Source organism: Alkalihalophilus pseudofirmus (assembly GCF_029094545.1).
GTDB classification, from domain to species: Bacteria; Bacillota; Bacilli; order Bacillales; family Bacillaceae_D; genus Alkalihalophilus; species Alkalihalophilus pseudofirmus.
In genome coordinates, this window is record NZ_CP117835.1 from 3,685,056 (window position 1) to 3,704,806 (window position 19,751).

The following is a 19,751-nucleotide window of genomic DNA, read 5'->3' on the forward strand; positions in this document are numbered from 1 at the left end:
GGGCCATATTTATTTGAACTGAGCCAAACATAAAATAACTCGTCTATATAATTTCTATACAAAACATACCTTAGCGGATGAAATATGCGAAGACTCCTATGGGAACTAAAGCAAAGCTGAGACCCCACAGGGCACAAGCCCGAGGAGGCTCAGCAGCTTCCCATGGAAAGCGAAGTATATTTCAGGAGCGGCAACTTTCCTCTAACATATGTTATTTTCAAGCTGTTTTCGTATTTTCTTTTTTGATACTAGTATGTTATAAATCCATTCCTTGTATCTACTGCCACATAGTGCGTTTCACCGTTGTTTAACGTCACTTGGTAGTCATGCATTTCATAGTTATAAGGTTCAGGCGTAGTGATATTAACCAGCTGTGTATGAATGGCAGGAGAAGTGTAATAGCTCGCTGCAAATTCCCGCACCACAGCTCTTGTTTCCACTTGAGTTAATGCAAACCCTGCCCCCTCTACTGCTGTTAGATTAGATTGATGGATTCTATACTTACCATCATCAGGTCTCAAATCAACCGTGAAAAATTTCGGGTCATGAAGTTCATTACCAATAATGATCGTTTCCACCCGCACACTATTTACACTAAAGGCTTCCGCTTTGGCACGTACATTAAATCCGTTTGTATCGCCGTATAACATTTCATCACAGTTCGAACACATCTCCTGATAGTGTCGATACAAATGACCAAATGCATAGCTTGTGGTAGCATAATCAGCAATTACAGGGCGAACCACAGAGTACTGAGCACGAGGCGGCCCATGTAACTCAGGACTGCGGAAAATCTCTTCAAGCTTCTCTACATTTGTTTTTGCCACGCGAATAATGGATTCCTCAATAATAGAATCTGCATCAATTTTATAATCCTCATTAATCGCTCTTGCAAGAGATGCTGAGAATTCCGCTCTTGTCATCGGCTGGCTTGGTAAGAATTGAGCCTCTGTATTACCTGCCATCACACCGTTTTTGGCAATAGCCCTTACAGAAGGTGCTGCCCAGTGATTTCGCTCTACATCTGCAAATTGGAATTCATTTTGTCCAGTTAATTTGAATGCACCAGCAATCACCCGTGCCATCTCTGCTCTCGTGATCGATCTCGTTGGATGAAAAGCTTCACCATCAGCAAACACACCGCGGTCAGTAAGAACACTGATTGCATGGTAACCAAAAGTAGTTTCATCAACATCATTGTAGGATGGCTGCGTGGCTGCTTCTCCTCCCAAATTCAACGCACGGACAAGCATGACCGCTACTTGAGCTCTGGTTACTGGGGCTTGTGGGGAGAAATTCCCGCCGCCAGTCCCGGCAACAATTCCTTCTTCAGCTAAAAAACCAATTTCTTCTATTCCCCAATGGTGTTCGGGAACATCATTAAACGGTGATTGAGCTTGTACGGTGAATGGCACCAGCAATAAAATGAATAGTACAACAAAGCCTGTTTTTACTTTCACATCATTTCCTCCTTATGTATCCTATACTTCCATTATTAGATAACAAGCTCAAACCTTCAATTACTTTCCTTCCATTTCCCTCCCAATCGTTATAAACAGTACCTTTTCACTAGTTTTCTAGATCTAGTAAATCTATCTAGTTTGATGTTAAATTAGTATTTTCCTACAAAATAGACTGATTTTGATAAAATCTCAAAAAATATGTATCTTGTCCGAACATCTTGTGATAACCTTTTTAGTGTATGCGTTACCTTACTTCGACTTTATTTGAGAATATCGTTCTACTATTCTTCAAATAAGGATCACTAATCAAGGGGGAATCACTTTGACTCATTCGAAAACACGTGCAAGTCGCTTAATGATGCTAACGCTTTCATTATTGCTTGCTCTATCAACTGTCCTTCCTTTTATCGGGACGAAAACTGTTGCAGCTGAGAGTAACACTCATAAGCTGGCAATTATGGGTACAACAGATATCCATGCCCACATGATGCCTTATGATTACATGGCAGATGCGGTAAATGAAACGATTGGTTTATCGAAAGTGTACAGTGCAGTAGAAGAAATGAGAGCAAAATACCCGAACTCAATCTTAGTTGATAATGGAGATATTGTTCAGGGTAGTATTTTAGGAGATCTTGAAGCAACAGTAGATCCGCAAGAAAATAATATTATTGTAGACGTTATGAACTATATGGAATATGATGCTGCGGCAGTTGGAAACCACGAGTATAACTTTGGCTTGGAATTCCTTGATGATATAGCTGCTCAATCAGACTTCCCTTGGTTAAGCGCCAATACGTATAACAAGAATGATGATACACACCGTTATGAGCCATATACAATGGTCGAGCAAACGATTGACGGCAATGACATCACGATCGGTATCATCGGATTTGTTCCTCCTCAAGTCATGACTTGGGATCGCGTTCACCTTGATGGGAACGTTTATGTAAATGAGATTGTAGATTCGGCAAAGAAATACATTCCGCAAATGAAAGAAGAAGGTGCGGATGTGATCGTTGTTGCAGCTCACTCTGGTTTTGATACAAACGAAACTGCTAGTGAGAATGCTTCATACCAGCTTAGTAAAGTTGAAGGTGTTGATGCGTTAATCACAGGGCATCAGCATTATGTATTCCCAAATGACAAAGACCGTTATGCAAATCTTCCTGGTGCTGACCTTGAAAATGGAACATTAAACGGTACTCCAACGGTTATGCCTGGAGCTTGGGGTTCACACCTTGGATTAATTGAGCTTGACCTTTCGTTTGATAACGGCGAATGGACAGTAGAAAACGGGACGGCAACAGCTGTAGCTACTGCTGACTATGAGTCTTCAAAAGCAATCGAAGACATCGTTATGGAGCGTCATGAACAAACAATTGAGTATGTAAACAGTCCAGTAGGTTCTACTGACAGAGAATTAAACACATTCTTTGCTCGTATTTTTGATAATGAGGTTGTTCAATTAGTAAATGATGCTCAGCTAGAGTTTGCTGAAGATCACTTTGCTGGTACTGAATTTGCAGACCTTCCGCTATTATCTGCAGCAGCGCCATTCCGTGCAGGACGCGGCGGACTAGATTATTACACAGATGTTCGTGAAAATATCGCGATTAAAGATGTAGCTGATATTTACATTTACCCGAACACAGTACACGTTGTAAAAGTTGACGGTACTGACCTTGAGGCTTGGTTAGAAGAATCAGCTCGTGCTTTCTTCCAAATTGACCCTTCTAAACCAGAAGCACAAGAATTAACAGATCTTGACTTCCGTGAATACAACTTCGATACAATCGAGGGCGTGGAGTACATGATTGATGTAACAAAACCTGAAGGCGAGCGTATTGTTGATTTAACATACAACGGCGAGCCTGTTGATCCAGACCAAGATTACCTAGTTATTACTAACAACTACCGTGCTGGCGGCGGCGGTGACCACGTTGATGGTGCCGAGATCGTTTATGCTGGTACTGAAGAAAACCGTGAGATTATCATTGATTACATCCGTGAACGTGGTGAGATCTCTGTTGAAGTAACAAACAACTGGTCAATTGCTCCATTTGAAGCAGAAGGCCCAATTACAATCCGCACAGCAGCTGAAGCACCTGCTTATGCTGAGCGTTCAGAAGTACAAGGCGTTACTTTCTTAGAAACAAATGCTCAAGGCTGGTCAGTATTTGAATTCCACCCAGCAGCACCTGAAGAAACAGAACCTCCAGCTGAGCCTGTATTTACAGATATCAATGAGGAAACTCGTGGATACGAGGAAATGATGGCTCTTTATGAGGCTGGTATTATCTCTGGTTATCCAAATAACACATTTGGTCCTAATCTTCCGATCACTCGTGCTGAAGCAGCTTCTATGCTGACTCGTGCGAAAGAACTTGATGTAGCAAACGCTCCTTCTGCAGGCTATCGTGATGTTCGCACAGAATCTGTATTCTATCCGTTCATTAACGCTGCAACAGAAGCAGGTATTTTCAGCGGAATCGGTAACTCTCAATTCTTACCGAATAACCTAATTACTCGCGGTGAAACAGCAGCAGTACTTGTTCGTGCATTCGAGCTAACTGGTTCAGTAGATCCGAAAGTAACTGACATTGAAGATTCGATCTTCAAAAACGACATCAAGACTCTTTATGCAAATGAAATTACATCTGGTACAAGTGCTACAACGTTCGGTACGACACAAAATGTGACACGCCGTGACTTTGCGATTCTTGTTTATAACTCTATGAATAAGTAAACTAAAAGCCCCCAGCAATTGGGGGCTTTTCTTAATGGATAAATTGTTCGTTATGGATGCGCGGTCTTCCTACCGAATAATACGTCACACCAGCCCGCTTCGCATCTTCAAGCGAATAACAATTCCTGCCGTCAAATACAACCGCCTGCTCCATTAAAAAACTGTACACTTCAATCGGTGTTTCTTTTATTTCATTCCATTCTGTCACAATCAAACAACCATCCGCCTTCTCAATCGCTTCTTCAACTGAGTACGCATAACAGATTCTCTCACCCAGCACTTTCTTTGCATTTGAAATAGCTGCTGGGTCATATGCAACGATGTCTGCCCCGCACTCAATTAATACTTCAATCAGTTTAAGAGAAGGGGCTTCACGAATGTCATCAGTGTTTGGTTTAAAGGAAAGTCCTAATACGGCAATTCTTAACCCTCTCATATCTGGGTAATGATCCTTCATCCACTTCAAAATGCGATGTCTTTGAAGATCATTGATATCAATGACAGCCTTCATTAATTGAAAATCATGCTCTACTTCCTTCGCTATCTGAACAAGGGCTTTTGTATCTTTCGGAAAACATGATCCACCGTATCCTGCACCTGCTTTTAGAAAGGAATGACCAATTCGTGTGTCCACTCCCATTCCCCAAGCCACATCCTCCACATTTGCACCTAGTTCATCACAAAGAGCGGCCATCTCATTAATAAAGCTTATTTTTGTTGCAAGAAACGCATTTGAGGCATATTTGATTAGCTCTGCACTGCGGCGGTCGGTGTGAAATACAGGTCTTGCTAAAGGGGCATACACCTCTTGAAGGAGCTCACCCGCTGTCTTATCCTCTGAGCCGATGACGATTCGTTCTGCTTGAAAAGTATCATACAGTGCCTGCCCCTCCCTCAAAAATTCAGGATTAGAGACGACCGAAATTGGATAGAGGGTATGTTCAGTGATCAAGTGTTCCATCAGATCATTTGTCCCTACAGGCACCGTACTTTTGATCACAATAGTTGCCGGTCCGCTTAGATATTCAGCAACAGTTAAGCATGCTTCTCTTAAATAACTGAGATCTGCTGAACCATCCGCAAGCTCAGGCGTTCCTACGGCAATAAACACAAGCTCTGCCCCGCTTAAAGCGGCCGCAGGATCTGTAGTAAATTCAAGACTTTCTGTTCTCAAGTGATGAGCAAGATACCCTTCTAACCCCGCCTCATAAATAGGAGAAATCCCAGAGCACATCAGCTCAACTTTCTCAGCATCCTTATCTAAACAGACGACATGATGACCGATCTCTGCTAATGCTACACCCGTCACAAGCCCGACATAACCCGTTCCAACCACGGTGATCTTTTTCATTTTGGAAGGCCCTCCCTAATAATCGATTCCATATAGGCTAGTAACTCTTCACGCAACTCCTCACGCTCTAAGGCAAAATCAATCGTTGCTTTTAAATAACCGGCCTTATCCCCGACATCATAACGCTTGCCGCTGAACTCATAGGCGAGGACGGTCTGTTCCTTATTCATTTGTCTTATCGCATCTGTCAGCTGAATCTCCCCGCCAGCACCAGGTGTAACCCGCTCTAAAATCGGGAAAATTTCAGGACGTAAAATGTAGCGGCCTTGAATCGCATAACGCGAAGGCGCCTCCTCGACAGTTGGCTTCTCAATCAAATCATGAAGAGCCATCAGCCTCGGCTCAAGAGCTGTGCCGGTCGGCTCAATGATCCCGTATTTCGATACCTCTTCGTAAGCCACCTTCTGCACCCCGACAATCGAGCAAGGATGCCGCTCGTAAATGTCCATTAATTGACTAAGACACGGAGGTTCGCCGCGCACGACATCATCACCGAGCAAGACAGCAAATGGTTCGTCTCCAATAAAGCGGCTCGCACACAGGATCGCATGCCCCAGCCCAAGTGGTTCTTTTTGTCGTATGTAATGGATGTTTGCAAGATTCGAGATAGAACTCATTTCTTCCAGCACATCCCACTTTTCCCGCTTCGCTAATGTTTCTTCTAATTCATAGGACTTATCAAAGTGATCTTCAATCGCCCGCTTTCCCCGTCCGCTTACAATGATAATATCCTCAATTCCTGAAGCGACTGCCTCTTCGACAATAAATTGGATCGTCGGCTTATCAACAATGGGAAGCATTTCTTTTGGCTGCGCTTTTGTCGCTGGCAAAAATCGTGTACCTAGACCTGCTGCTGGAATAATAGCTTTACGAACATTCATTGGTACGCCCCCTGATCAAGATGAGTTAGTGAAACAAGTCCTTACCCTTTGATTATAGCAACTAAGACTTGTGACATTCATTGAGATTTTGTAAAGGGGGTCAGACATCTGATGCCACAGCAAGTCACTTGGCTGAATCGGCGCAATTATCAGCTTAACAAATACAATTAACTGTACCTTTGACGCATATCCGGTTTGAATAGACGCAATTAGATGAGAGGGGCGCAATTGTGCTCTCAATAGACGCAATTCCGCATAACAGGAGCGCAATTATCTTCTGAACCGACGCATAAACTTCTCGAAATCATACAATTAATATCCAGTAAAAACCTTGAATCTACTAGAAAATAATGGATTAGCAGAATCTCTGACATATTTCTATACTTTCTCTACTTATTTCTATATAATTTTACATGTATCCGCTTTCTACCAAGTGGAAAATAGATTTCTAGGAGGAATATGATGAACGGAAAATGGTTGAAAAGCATGCTGGCAACTCTATTAATATTAGCTTCTTGCTTCTCTTTCAGCGGACTTGCTCTTGCTGATGATTCTGACTCAGTGACGCTTGACATTGTGCATACAAATGATATGCATGCAAAGATTGCTAACTTCGGTAAGATTAGCGCGTACATAGACGAGAAGCGCGCTGAGTCTAGTAATTTCTTATACTTAGATGCAGGTGATATTTTCAGCGGCAACCCTGTTGTTGACCTGCAAGACGGTGAGCCGATTATTGCTCTCTTAAATGAAATGGGCCTTGATGCGATGGCTATCGGAAACCACGAATTTGATTACGGTCAAGAGGCGTTTCAAGAGCGTGTAGAACAATCAAACTTCCCTTGGTTAAGTGCCAACACAGAAGTGGTTGATGAAACAATTGCAATTGAGCAGCCTGAGCCTTATGAAATTTTCGAACTTGAAGATGTGACAGTAGGTGTTCTAGGTTTAACTCAGACACCTCCAGCAACTGCACCTGCAGGGATTGTCGGACTTGATTTCCATGATCCAGTAGCAACAGCCCTACAATATGAGTATGTTGCAGATGAAGTTGACGTATTTGTAGCTTTAACACATATCGGCTATAACGAAGATCAACGCTTAGCTAAAGAAGTTGACTTTTTCGATGTCATTATCGGCGGCCACTCTCATACAACACTTGAAGAGCCGGTTGTTGTTAATGGAACGTCGATCGCTCAAACAGGCGGCGACGCAAATAATATTGGAAACCTAGAGATTACGTATAACAAACAAACAGATGAAGTAACAGTAACTGGCGGATTGCAAAAAGTATCAGAGCTTGAAGCAGTAAACGCTGAAGTTGATGCAATGGTTAAAGCGTATGAAGCGGAAGCAGAAGAACTTCTAGGTGAAGTCATCGGTCACACAACAACTGGTTTAACACGTGATGGTCGTTACCAAGGCGATGCACCTCTAGGTAACTTCTGGATGGATTCAATCCTGCACAGCGTTCCTAGTGCTGACATCTCTTTAACTAACGGCGGGGGCATCCGTGCAAGCATTGAACCAGGTGATATTACTGCTGGTGACATCTACACAGTTGAGCCGTTTGGCAACATTATTACGATAAAAGAAATGACCGGAGCAGCTCTAAAAGATGTCATTGAATACTCTTACAGCTGGCGAGACACAAATCAAATTGACCTCCAGACTGCAGGTCTTAACTACACGATTTATGTAGATGAAGATAATGAATTTGTTGATGCAGAACTATTCGTTGACGGCGAGCCAATTGACCCCGCTGCAACATATACTGTAGCTTTAAATAACTTCATCGCAACAGGCGGTGACGGTTATAACTTTGAAGGTGAAATGATCCAAGAGGACGCTGGATATGTGACAAATGCGATGATCGCTTACGCTCGTCACTTAATGGAGACAGAAGGCGTTATTGATTATGAGGTAGAAGGACGTATTCAAGTGAAATCAGCTGACGAGCTTCCTGGTACACCTGAAGAGCCAGCTCCATCATTCTCTGATGTTCCAGAGAGCCATTGGGCATTTGATTATATCGAGAGCCTAACTGCTAAAGAAGTGATCTTCGGCTACCCAGATGGAACATTCAAGCCAAGCAGCAATATTACACGTGCACACTTTACGGCACTTCTTGTTCGTGCACTTGATCTAGACGCTGGTGAGGCGGCTGAAAATCCATTTACAGATGTAACAGAAGCTCAATCAGCTGATGTGCTGGCTGCTTATGAAGCTGGAATTGTAAGTGGTATTACGGAAACAACATTTGCTCCGAACGCTTTAATTACCCGTGAGCAAATGGTTACAATGTTAATGCGTGCTTATGAGTATGAGACGGATACAACAATTGATGTAGAAGCAGACTTAAGCTTTGAAGATGCTTCATCAATCAGCCCATACGCTCAAGCTTATGTTCAATATGCAACCGATCTTGGTATCATCTCTGGTACTGCAGATGGAAAACTATTCGAACCTAAAGGTGCAGCAACTCGTGCACAAGCAGCAACTGTTCTTTACTTCTATGGTGAGCTGAACGAATAATTATAAAACGACTCCTCAATTGTGAACTATACCCCGAATAAGGGCACTTTTTAATCAGTGTCCATTATTCTTGGTATTGTTCATTCAATTGACAGGAGTCGTTTTCTTTATGATCAATCATTTCCCCGGAAATCGAATTTTGTCACATCCTCCCCCCCAGGGCTTGTACATCAATTTATCTCACAATGGTTATCCTAGAATGTAACTATCTGTCCACCATCTAAAAATAGGACCTTATCATTATTAGCATCACCCAAAACATCTACTTTTTTCCTATATTAATACCAAGTTTTATGGTAGTATAGACATTGACATAATATACCATGATAGGAGATTAGTATGCCGAACTTTAAGCGCGTTTTTATTATTACTTTGTTAATGTCCCTGCTTTCTACGACCTTTCTGCCTTATATGAATCAAAATGCATCTGCTGCAAATCTGATTCCTACAGGCCTTTATAGTAAAGATTTATCCATTATTATTGATGGAGAATCATTCGCAACCACTGATCCTGTTTTAATATCAAACGGGATGACCTTACTTCCGATGCGTGCCATTTTTGAAGCATTAGATGCCCAAGTGCTGTGGAATAAAGAACATCAACGGGCGACAGCGATACGTGAAGGGAAAACGATTGAACTCATCATTAATCAAGAGACAGCTACAGTGAATAATGAGAGGTTTCCGCTCGTAGCCCCATCAATCATGCACAAAAACCGTACCTATGTACCGCTGCGCTTTGTCAGTGAACAATTTGGTGGTCTCGTATCGTACAGTCACGAGGCTCAAACGGTAACCATCCGTACACCTAAAGAAAAGGAGAAAGAGAATGTCGTAACAAAGCCTTTTACTCTTCATCTTAACAATCAACGCTTGAATATGGATCAGCCGCCAATCATCCGAAATGGCCGTACCTATATTCCAGCAAAGTATTTTACAAACCACATCGAGCAGTCGATGGAACAATGGATCAGCCCGACTGTAATGGATTTACAAATTCAAGGGCTCGTTTTCACTTTTGAAAGCGGTAAACCTAATATCCTTGTCAATCAAGAGCCGACAGATTCAACCGATACTCCATTTATGATCGGAAATGATATGTATGTGCCCGTTCATTTTATTGTTAATGCTTTAGGAGGCAGCTTACGTTTCCGTTCTGAAACAAATGAGATTTACATTTACTTAAACCAATTCATGTTTTTCAGTGACTTCCTGCCAAAGCAAGAAGGACCTCTAGGGGTCCCAGCTCTTATACCTGAGGCAGCAGCAACCGGAAACCGGCAATTGTTGATTAGCGACAACCCAGAAACATTACGTCCTAATGTCGTTCCAAAATCCTCGGTTACACTATCAGAGCATGTGGTTACTTCAGAACAAGCTCGAACAGATCACCGCGTCTTTGGATGGCATGTAAATGAGTTAGGGAAAATTGTACACTTAGGAATTACAATTGAAAATACAGGCCAGTCTGCGATCACCCTTCCAGCTTCAACTGGTTACACTAAAAAGAGTAATAATACATGGGTCAACTACGATGTCGGTCTTCCTATTGCCGATGCTGTGTTGCATAACAGACTTCAGCAAAAGACAAGCCAAGGCACGACCGTTAATCCAGGTAAGACAGCCTTAATCGATTCATTCACCCTGCACCCAGACTATATTATCGGCTTCTTAAATGATCTAACAGTAGAAGGGACGAATGCTTCCTATACAATTCGTACCGTGTTAAGCGAGGAAGCTGGTGCATTAACAGCTATTCATGACCAGCCGCTTCCTATTAACGAGAGAGCTGCTCATCCGAGAGGAGCTTGGCCTCATTCAACGATTGAAGCGACATTCCCTGTTTATTCTGCCGGCTCTGCTAAAACAGGCTACAGTATCTCTAATCGCCAAACAGATCATTTATTGACGGCCGACAATTCTTTTTCAAAAACGAACGGATCAGTAGGCAACCCTGGTCACTTCGGGATGACTTATAAAGTAAATGTACCGATCGTAAACGATACTGGCACTGCTCAAGTGGTACGCATGAAAGCGACTGGGCGAGGTGGCTTATACAGCGGAGCAATTAAAATCAATGGAGACATCCATCTTATCCCTACTATTAAAGCAGCTCAAGAATATGTAGATTTAATTGATTATGTTGTGATGCCTGGTGAAGATTTAATTGAAATTGAAGTAATGCATGCAGGCGGAGCTTCCTTGCCTCTTGCCCTTTATATCGAAACAATCCAATAGTAGTAAGAAAGACGAATGAAGGAAGTATGCCTTTGTTCGTCTTTTTTGACATTTTCCAATATTGGTAGATAGTCTACTTGATTTCCTGTAGTATACAACGTGGAGGGGATTCACATGAAAAAACAATTGATATCAATCGCTGCAGCAGCAATGCTTTTTAGCCTCGTACCTATGACACAAGCCGCCGAGCCAGCCTTTTCAGATATTGAACAATCATATTCTAAAAAAGAGATCCAAGCATTAGTTGAGGCTGATATAATTGCTGGATATCCAGACGGAACATTCGGACCGAAAAAAGAAATTACACGGGCAGAGTTTGCAAGAATGCTTGCTCATGTACTTGACTTGCCTGCAAATGAACCTGCCTCAAACACTTTTAATGACGTTCCTGTATGGGCTGCCCCAGAAATTGGCGCACTCGTTGAAGCGGGTGTCGTTTATGGTCTGTCGGAGAAGACATTTGGCTCAAATGAACATATTACACGCGAAGATATGATGACGATGATTATTCGTGGTATAGGATATGATGACTTTGCAACATTCTTAAGCCAGCATTCGGGGTTTAAGGACTTCAATCAAATTTCTGAATATGCCTATAATCAAGTTGGACTTGCCTCAAGCATCCGCTTAGCAAGAGGAACAGAAAAAGGCTACTTCCTTCCAGACGAATCAGCTGAGCGGCAAGCAGCCGTTCGTTGGATCTATGAAATCATGTTTGAAGCCAAACAATATGAACGAAACTTAGTTGAGCTATTAATCCCACGCGTTTATGGCGGAGGAAATATAGTAGATATTATTTGGCACGAGAACGATAAAGTAGAAATACAGTTGTTTGAACAGCCAACCCGCGTTGTAGAACTCGATGAGCTATTAGAAGAGCTTCACGGAACATTGCAGTACTTCTATTTATCAAGACAATACGGCCACGATTGGATTGAATATTCCAGTGAAGAAAAGAAGGAATATGTAGGTAAGATGGTCGCATTTTGGGAAGCGGATTACAGCTTCTTCCGTGTAACAGATAATAACGAAGTTCTGGTACCCCCATTAGTGACTCATCTTAACTCCTTCTTTAATGAAGATAATCTTTACTATTCAATCGGCGAAAAGCTTGAGAACTATGCATTAGAGAACGGATATATTGTACGAACAGAATAAGTTTATGTGATAGAGCTGTCCTGAAGTTGGGCAGCTTTTTGTTGTAGCTCATTGGTGAATGGGCTTGAGGAGTGGCGCAATTATCGGCTGAAGTTATACAATTCCTCTGAACATTGACGCATATCTTATATGAACCGGCGCATTAACAGGAGATAGGCGCAATTTCGGCCCCAACTGACGCAATTGCAAACTTGATGTGCGCAATCCTTCCTATGACAGACGCATATACGTTCTGAACTGACGCAATTCCCAGGCCCACGTTGCTTCGCCCGATTATGCATCCAATTCCCCCCGATCCCACTCATTCTCATCCGCCACCAAACAAAAAAAGGCAACGATTTCCACAGATCGTTGCCTTTTCTTTCTATTATATTAATGAATACGCTTTGCGCCTAAGTAACGTGAGCTCCAGTAGCTGTTGCTCATGCTTGTAACTGTTACCCCAGTAGATGAACCACTGTGGATGAACTGGTTGTTTCCAATGTAGATTCCGTTGTGAGATGGGCCGCTGTTCACTGTTGCGAAGAAGACAATATCTCCAACACTTGGTGCTGCCACTGTTGTGCCTGAGTTCCATTGCTGTAAGGCTGTACGTGGTACAGATATGCCTACATCACTGAATACACGTTGGATAAACCCACTGCAATCAAATCCAGCTGTTGTTGTACCGCCGTAACGATAAGGGGTTCCAATGTAGCGATTTGCACTTGAGATAATACTTGAACCGATTGAGCTGTTGCTTGAAGACGCGCTTACTGTCTCAGATGCAGTACTTGCTGCTGCTGCGTTTGATCCGTGTAGTCTTGATAATGTTTGCGGGCCGGCTACACCATCTACTTGAAGCTTGTTCACCGCTTGGAAACGACGTACTGACTCAGTCGTTACTGTGCCGTAATAGCCTGTTGAGTTTGAGTTAAAGTAACCTAGCTGACGAAGGCGGTCTTGTAATCTAGTAACCTCTGCACTGCGTGTTCCTTGACGTAAAGTAGTAGATGTTGCCGCTTGTGTCGTTGAACCTGATACTGCTTGTCCTAAAGCTGAGAATGTCTGTGGACCAGCGATCCCGTCTACGCTTAATCCTCTCGCACTTTGGAAGCTGCGAACCGCACGCTCTGTTAATGGACCGAATACCCCGTCTACTGCTGAGCTGAAGTGTCCGTGATTACGAAGCTGCTGCTGAAGGTTTGTTACAGCTGCCCCTCTTGCACCAGTACGTAAAGTAGCTGAACTTGTATTTGAACTAGATGCTGCCACCACTGTGCTCCCGTTTGCTTTAAGTGCTGCAAATGTTTGCGGGCCAGCAATTCCGTCTACTTTTAATCCGTTTGATGCTTGGAATTTTCGAACAGCATCCGCTGTAATAGAACCGTAGTAACCTGTTGCACGGTCGAATGTGAAATAGCCTTTAGATTTTAGTGCTTCTTGAAGCTCTGTTACGTCCGTGTGATTCATGCCAACACGTAAAGTTTGATCTCCGAGTGCTGCATCTGCCATTTGCGGGGCAGCAAAAAATAATCCTGCAGCCACTACCGATGTCACTAATACTTTTTTCATCTTTCCCGTTCCTCCTAAATATGTAGATCGTTATATTTACTTTCATTTACAGTCATTTTTACATACTCATTGCACATCTCTATAGATTAATAGAGTCTATTTGAGATTTCGCTTTCTTATAGTACCAAAAAACTTCGCGATTCGACGAAATGTTACACAACTGTAATGAAAGATAGGACCAGAATCATAGAATATAGGTGAAAATAACTAGATGTGTACATAAAAAAAGAGCAGCATTAAGCTGCTCTCGTTTCATACATTATCTAATAATCGTTTCAATAGTAGATCCAATCACATGAATATCCGGATCTGCATGGTTACTAAGAAGAACAATAACGTATTTGCGTCCTTCATTTCGTTTGATATGACTAGTAAATCCAACCGTTGACCCTGTCAGCTGTGTTACTCTTCCTGTATTGAGAGGATAAACCTGCCAGCCATATCCCCAGTTCCCAGAGTGAGCAGTCAACATGGAGTGCATCGTAGACCGCTCCATCAGCTCATTGTTGTACAACGCTTGATCTAATCGATATAAGTCTTTAGCGGAAGAATACAACGAACCCGATGCCCCACGTAACGTGAAATCACGATTTACTGGAACAAGTCTTCCGTTTTCATAGCTGTATCCTTTTGCTCTTATGCCAGCCGAACTTGAATTAATATCATAACCTGAGTTATCCATCCCAAGTTTGTTGAAAACTCTTTGGTTCATGTAATCTGCAAACGTTAAACCAGACGCTTTCTCAATAAGTTCACCTAATAATAGGTATCCAACATTACTGTATCGTTGGTTGGTTCCTGGTGTATAAATTAACTCAATCTGGGCAAAATCACGATCCTTCTCCCAAGGCAGCCCTGCAGTATGCGTGAGAAGCTGGTGGATTGTGATCTTATCAGCATACGGCAGATGCGGGAAGTGTTGGCTTAATTTGTCCGTTACTTTAAGCTTTCCTTCCTCTTGAAGCTGCATGATTGCTGTTCCTGTAAACCCTTTTGTTATTGAAGCAATCGCAAATTTCGTGTCCGTTGTATTTGCGACCCCACCCTCAATATCTGCTTTTCCATATCCGTTTTCGGTGATAATCTGGTTCTGCTTAGCAACTAAAGCCGCGCCGTTAAATTGATTGTTTGCATGCAGTCTTTTTAAGAAATCATCAGCCATTCTTCCTCTTACTTCATCTGAAACATGAGGACGCATAAGAAGAATTTCTTTTGAAAATTGCAGCCAAGTTACATTATAAGAAAACACCTGAGACACTTCACGTAAAGAAATCATTGTACGTCCGTTAATGATCGTTGGGCGGTTAGTGAAAGCTGTTCGTGTTCCATTATATGTATAGAACGCATCATTGATTGAAAATGAGAAATTCTTGCCAGACGTAGAACATGATGCTGTACGAGAGCCTTGATTCCAGCCCAAATTATAAGAAAGCGCATTACATAACCCGCGTAATTCGATGAAAGTCACACCACTGATAATCGTAGGCTGAACATCAAAAGATAACTTCTTCTCCTCTAAGAAAACCCCAGGATGCACATTCGCTTTCGCTTCGTCTTGAAACACTAGGAAAAATGCCAATAAAACAGATAAAGCCGTAATATATTTTCTCAAAGCCATTCCCTCTTTTTACTTATTAATTTGTATTAGTTTGTACAATACAAGTAGATATTACCAAAACATGATGTCAAAGCCTAGCATTTTCTTGTGTAAATACATAGTAGTATATACCCTATTTTGGAAGATAGAAACACATTTCCACGAAAAAAGCCCACCCTCACAGGTGGACTTTGTACGCATTCCATTAACTTGCTTCATCATACACTTCTTCTTCTAAATCCCACTGCCCGATATAATCATCAAAGGAAATTGCTGAGTCAATGACTTCTTGCGGAATTGTAATTTTCTCAATTTCGTTAAAGTTTGAGTAAGTGCCATCGACTTTTTGAGTTAAATGCATCGTTTCGCCTTCGATTGATACTTCTAGTTCAGACGTCATTTGCTGTGAAAGCGGGAAGAGAGTTTCTTTATCAAATGTCGTACTGATAGAAATATCGAAGTTCTCAAACAGAAGACCAATCATTTCTAATTCTTCTTCCGGAATACCAAGATCTATACCGCCCAGCAATTCATTTAATAATTCATTAAACCCTGAACCTGTAATCGAGAAGCTCATCATATACGTATCTTTATTTTCAATCACACTCACGTTCTCTGCATAATCAAGCAGGAGCTCGTATTGATACATTGGGTCCATCTGCATTTGGCTAAGCTGTAAGATTTCTTCTACCATGTCATCATCGTATTTAATCCACTGGCCCATTTCAGATACATAATAGCCTTCTTCGGTTAAATAAGCCTCAGATACAATAGATTCTCCGCCAAGCTCTTCCATCGTCATAGCCATGTATTGATAAAATCCAATGGGATCCATTACAACGTCCATTTTCATCTCCATGTCCATGACGAACTCTTCCCCATCTACATTCATAACCTGCCAAAGCTTCATATCGGCTGAGTAGCTGTTCAGATCCGCTTCAAGTGCTGCCTTAAGAAATTCTTCTACATCCTGAACAACAACTCCGGGTGCTGAGGTCACGTGAACCGTGCGTGATGCTTGATTCCAATCCACGCCGTATTCAAATTGCTCTGCAACAAAGCGCAATGGAATAAGCAAACGGTTATCAACCATGCTGACCGGCACATCCAGCTGAGCAGTTTGCCCGTTTACGACAGCTGTTTGATTACCTAATGTTAATTTGACCAAATTGTTATCACCTGTTATTTCAGCTGTACGCTGTTGTTGATTCCAAGCTACATCTAATCCTAGCAGCTCAAACACTCCACGCACAGGCACAAGTGTACGTCCCTCTTTAATCGTAGCTGGTACATCCAGCTCCACCACATGTCCATCAACCATTACTTTCACATTGGACTTCGCAGCTGCTTGCAATGGAGAAAAGATCATTGCTAAGCACGCAACCAGCATTGTCCAAATGACCAAACGTTTCACCGAACCACTCCTTCATCTGTTATCCAAAATTTGGCGTGCTTTTCTAGACTTCTAGACTAAGGAGAAAAGTCCTGCTTGTTTTTCCACAAAAAATAACACCTTATGAATAATTCATAAGGTGTTCACAAAATAACTTTTATGCTTGTTTGCTTAAGCGTTCAATATGATAATCAGCTTCAGCCTGGCAGCTGTAATCCACATCTTCAATTCCCAGCTTTTGAACGAGCTCATCAATTTTATTCATCTGATCTTCAGTCGGAGCCGTTTCAAAGATCTTTTTGATGATCTCATTGACCTTCTTCGTTAGATCCTCTTGAAACTCAGAGTTTTCAAGCAAAGTTTGGTCTACTTCATTTGTCCATTGTGCGCTCTCATCTGAATACTGGCGCCAGAACCTTAGAAACTCATCACTGTTATACGCATCTTCATCCCACTCGATGCTCTCCATATAAAGGATGAATGCTTTTTTAACCGAATATGTAATACTTAATTTAGTGCCGCGTGGCAGATCTTTGTACATTTGAATAACCTCACATACAATTTTATTAGATGGTTCTCACCCATACCATCATTCTTCTCTTGCCTCTATTATACTTCAGAATTCTTACTTATACGTCTAAAAAGCAAGATTGGTTGAATTTAACTATAACCAATCCTTTTTGCGGAATGACAAGAAAATCTTTACTATTTTACATTTACATTTAAATAGAATTTTAAACCTCATTTCCTCACATACGTAATATTTCCTCATGTTAAATACCATTTAATCCTTTCATTCGCCCTAAAAACCTTGCTTTTCATACTAAAACTTATTGAAATCTCTTCCAGTTCCCCTTGCAATCTATTATAATCATAACATACTACAAAAGGAGTGGTTTATTTGACCTATAACAAGTTTGTTAAATGGGTACTTTTACTTTCGATAGTCAGTGTATTTCTATTGTTGCCGCCTCAAGCAGATGCAGCAAGCTCTGTAACGATTAAAGGGGGGCAGATTACAGAAGGAAGGACGCTCGTCCCTCTTAGAGCAATCTTTGAAGAAATTGGAGCAACCGTTCATTATGAAAACAAAACAAAAAAAATTACAGCAACAAAGGATGGTCGTACCATACTTTTAACAGTAGGCTCAAGACACACATACATTAACGGCCAGCACAATCTGATTGATGTTCCAGCAAAAGTGGTAAATGGCCAAACGCTCGTACCACTTCGTTTTATCAGCGAGAGCTTTGGAGGCAGTGTACGCTGGGATCAACAGCAGTACAAAGCGTTTATCTCCCTGCCTGATAAAACGATTACAGTGGAGGTTACAAGACCCTTTGTCCAGCCCTCAAAGAGTGAGCTAAGAAATTTTCTGAAGAAGGCTGCTAATGCACAGTTTAATCTTGGGGATCAGCAGTATTATACGAGAGCTCAAATTGATGCCCGGCTATCACCTTACTTTACGAAGAGTTTCATCGATAATTTTCTTCATTACAGATGGGAATATGACGTGATCAACGGGGAAAGGTATTATTATTTTTACGGTAGTGATGACTTGTATCTTTATGTTGAGAGTGAGTTCTTTTTTAACTGGGATTATCGCACGAAAGTAAATTATACTCAAAATCAATCAAACTATATCATTACTCTTTCTGAAAACGTTCCTGCAGGTGATATCGGTATATATTACTGGGAGCCTTTCACATATCGAATACAATTAGTAAAAGGTATATATAGCACCGACGGTTACAAAATTAATGCTATTAGTTATTAAATAAGAAGCTAGCATCCTTTTAGGGTGCTAGCTTCTTTCATTTATTGTTTATTGTAATGTAGCAATAATAGCGTGCTTCAAATGATAGTGAACTCTCATGTACTCTCGTTCACTGCCGACAGGATATCTTCCGAACATATACGGATCTTCACCCGGCATGTTTAATGCATACACCCAGCCATCACTAGATGTGCCGATTTTCTGCATCATGCCATAACTCCAAAAATCATCCCAGTCTCTCTGCTGTACTTTAAAGACAGCTAACGACCACACATCATCTTGAATATATGTAGTATCGCGGTAGTAAAAATCAACTGCGTATGCAGTCATCCCGCTTTCTGTGACAACACGTGCGCTGGATCTCAAATCATTCTCAAGTATCGTCGGCAGAGAGAATTGAGCTTTTTTATTTCCAAATGCGAGCTCAAACGGTCTTTTTGGTACAGTTGGGTCCAGCAAGTAAATTTCACGAGCGGGATTCTGCACCCACTTTACTTGAATGCCTGCAGATTCACTCACAAATCGCAGCGGGACAAACGTCCTTCCCCCTATAATTTGTGCTGCGACATCCAGCGTCTGAGGTTGGCCATTTACAAACGCTTGCTTACTACCTACCTTTAATTCAATAACAAGACCTTTTTTGATCCCTTTAACAGCTTTCGTTTTTGCATCATAGGAAACGTCAAACCCAAGCTCTTCAAAAATAGCCCTGAACTCAACAAGAGTACGGCCATCTTGAATATAGACGCCATTATCAAAATAAAGCTCTGTCCCTTCTAAATACACATTAATTTGCTCCATCTTAGCCGCATCCGCTTGAGCTGGAAGGCATACTAGTAAAAGCATCATGGCGACACTAAACAGAATGACTCGAATCATTTTCATCTTAATTTCCCCTTCTTTAATAGAAATTTGTAAACGTAAAATCCATATGAATAATTCTTTATAACTAGGTATTTAGTTATATTAACTTTACTTCATTATAAATGAAAAACTCAAAAATCTGGTCTTTATCCCTCCTAAATTTTTCGACAAGATTCGAGTCGTATAAATAA

Annotated in this window: 13 protein-coding genes; 5 read left to right on the top strand and 8 right to left on the bottom strand. The window is 41.6% G+C overall.

The annotated features are described in order from the left end of the window. Positions 1-248 precede the first annotated feature (248 nt). Positions 249-1,460 carry an S-layer homology domain-containing protein gene (locus PQ478_RS19280; protein WP_289235228.1) on the bottom strand — a complete coding sequence of 404 codons (1,212 nt, stop codon included), beginning with the start codon at positions 1,458-1,460 and terminating at the stop codon, positions 249-251. 325 nt (positions 1,461-1,785) lie between these two features. Here PQ478_RS19280 and PQ478_RS19285 point away from each other — a divergent pair, with 325 nt between their 5' ends. After that, positions 1,786-4,212, top strand: coding sequence for a bifunctional 2',3'-cyclic-nucleotide 2'-phosphodiesterase/3'-nucleotidase (locus PQ478_RS19285; protein WP_289235229.1), 2,427 nt, complete (start codon positions 1,786-1,788; stop codon positions 4,210-4,212). 31 nt (positions 4,213-4,243) lie between these two features. On the opposite strand, the gene PQ478_RS19290 is transcribed toward PQ478_RS19285, so the two are convergent. Both PQ478_RS19290 and galU read right to left on the bottom strand, forming a co-directional pair. Beyond that, positions 4,244-5,563: a UDP-glucose dehydrogenase family protein gene (locus tag PQ478_RS19290; protein WP_289235230.1), complete on the bottom strand. Its 1,320-nt coding sequence runs from the start codon at positions 5,561-5,563 to the stop codon at positions 4,244-4,246. Further along, on the bottom strand, positions 5,560-6,444 hold the full coding sequence (gene galU, locus PQ478_RS19295; protein ID WP_289235231.1) for a UTP--glucose-1-phosphate uridylyltransferase GalU: 885 nt from the start codon (positions 6,442-6,444) through the stop codon (positions 5,560-5,562). Before galU ends, PQ478_RS19290 begins: the two co-directional genes overlap by 4 nt. A gap of 459 nt (positions 6,445-6,903) precedes the next feature. On the opposite strand from galU, the gene PQ478_RS19300 reads away from it, so the two are divergent. The 3 genes from PQ478_RS19300 (at position 6,904) to PQ478_RS19310 (ending at position 12,375) form a co-directional block, all read left to right on the top strand. After that, entirely contained in the window at positions 6,904-8,979 is a 2,076-nt protein-coding gene (locus PQ478_RS19300) for a 5'-nucleotidase C-terminal domain-containing protein (protein WP_289235232.1), read from the top strand. Positions 8,980-9,318: 339 nt separating this feature from the next. Then, positions 9,319-11,217 (top strand): copper amine oxidase N-terminal domain-containing protein, encoded by a 1,899-nt coding sequence (locus PQ478_RS19305; protein WP_289235233.1) that lies wholly within the window; start codon positions 9,319-9,321, stop codon positions 11,215-11,217. 114 nt (positions 11,218-11,331) lie between these two features. Further along, positions 11,332-12,375: an S-layer homology domain-containing protein gene (locus PQ478_RS19310; protein WP_289235234.1), complete on the top strand. Its 1,044-nt coding sequence runs from the start codon at positions 11,332-11,334 to the stop codon at positions 12,373-12,375. A gap of 372 nt (positions 12,376-12,747) precedes the next feature. Here the strand turns inward: PQ478_RS19310 and PQ478_RS19315 are convergent, their stop codons facing one another. The 4 genes from PQ478_RS19315 to PQ478_RS19330 all read right to left on the bottom strand — a co-directional run bounded on the left by PQ478_RS19315 (position 12,748) and on the right by PQ478_RS19330 (position 17,460). Then, positions 12,748-13,929 (bottom strand): C40 family peptidase, encoded by a 1,182-nt coding sequence (locus PQ478_RS19315; RefSeq protein WP_289235235.1) that lies wholly within the window; start codon positions 13,927-13,929, stop codon positions 12,748-12,750. Between the two features lie 259 nt (positions 13,930-14,188). After that, positions 14,189-15,541, bottom strand: coding sequence for a serine hydrolase domain-containing protein (locus PQ478_RS19320; protein WP_289235236.1), 1,353 nt, complete (start codon positions 15,539-15,541; stop codon positions 14,189-14,191). Between the two features lie 190 nt (positions 15,542-15,731). Further along, positions 15,732-16,940 carry a copper amine oxidase N-terminal domain-containing protein gene (locus PQ478_RS19325; RefSeq protein WP_289235237.1) on the bottom strand — a complete coding sequence of 403 codons (1,209 nt, stop codon included), beginning with the start codon at positions 16,938-16,940 and terminating at the stop codon, positions 15,732-15,734. Positions 16,941-17,076: 136 nt separating this feature from the next. Beyond that, positions 17,077-17,460 (bottom strand): CotH kinase family protein, encoded by a 384-nt coding sequence (locus PQ478_RS19330; RefSeq protein WP_289235238.1) that lies wholly within the window; start codon positions 17,458-17,460, stop codon positions 17,077-17,079. Between the two features lie 360 nt (positions 17,461-17,820). On the opposite strand from PQ478_RS19330, the gene PQ478_RS19335 reads away from it, so the two are divergent. Further along, positions 17,821-18,696, top strand: coding sequence for a copper amine oxidase N-terminal domain-containing protein (locus PQ478_RS19335; RefSeq protein ID WP_289235239.1), 876 nt, complete (start codon positions 17,821-17,823; stop codon positions 18,694-18,696). A gap of 48 nt (positions 18,697-18,744) precedes the next feature. Here the strand turns inward: PQ478_RS19335 and PQ478_RS19340 are convergent, their stop codons facing one another. Further along, positions 18,745-19,581, bottom strand: a complete 837-nt coding sequence (locus tag PQ478_RS19340) for a copper amine oxidase N-terminal domain-containing protein (protein ID WP_289235240.1) — start codon at positions 19,579-19,581, stop codon at positions 18,745-18,747. Between the last annotated feature and the right edge of the window lie 170 nt (positions 19,582-19,751).

What these genes read in the sequence shown, in the direction of transcription:
- PQ478_RS19290 (WP_289235230.1), bottom strand. Translation starts at nt 5,563, where the DNA reads ATGAAAAAGATCACCGTGGTTGGAACGGGTTATGTCGGGCTTGTGACG.
- PQ478_RS19340 (WP_289235240.1), bottom strand. Translation starts at nt 19,581, where the DNA reads ATGAAAATGATTCGAGTCATTCTGTTTAGTGTCGCCATGATGCTTTTA.
- PQ478_RS19310 (WP_289235234.1), top strand. Translation starts at nt 11,332, where the DNA reads ATGAAAAAACAATTGATATCAATCGCTGCAGCAGCAATGCTTTTTAGC.
- PQ478_RS19330 (WP_289235238.1), bottom strand. Translation starts at nt 17,460, where the DNA reads ATGTACAAAGATCTGCCACGCGGCACTAAATTAAGTATTACATATTCG.
- PQ478_RS19315 (WP_289235235.1), bottom strand. Translation starts at nt 13,929, where the DNA reads ATGAAAAAAGTATTAGTGACATCGGTAGTGGCTGCAGGATTATTTTTT.
- PQ478_RS19300 (WP_289235232.1), top strand. Translation starts at nt 6,904, where the DNA reads ATGATGAACGGAAAATGGTTGAAAAGCATGCTGGCAACTCTATTAATA.
- galU (WP_289235231.1), bottom strand. Translation starts at nt 6,444, where the DNA reads ATGAATGTTCGTAAAGCTATTATTCCAGCAGCAGGTCTAGGTACACGA.
- PQ478_RS19305 (WP_289235233.1), top strand. Translation starts at nt 9,319, where the DNA reads ATGCCGAACTTTAAGCGCGTTTTTATTATTACTTTGTTAATGTCCCTG.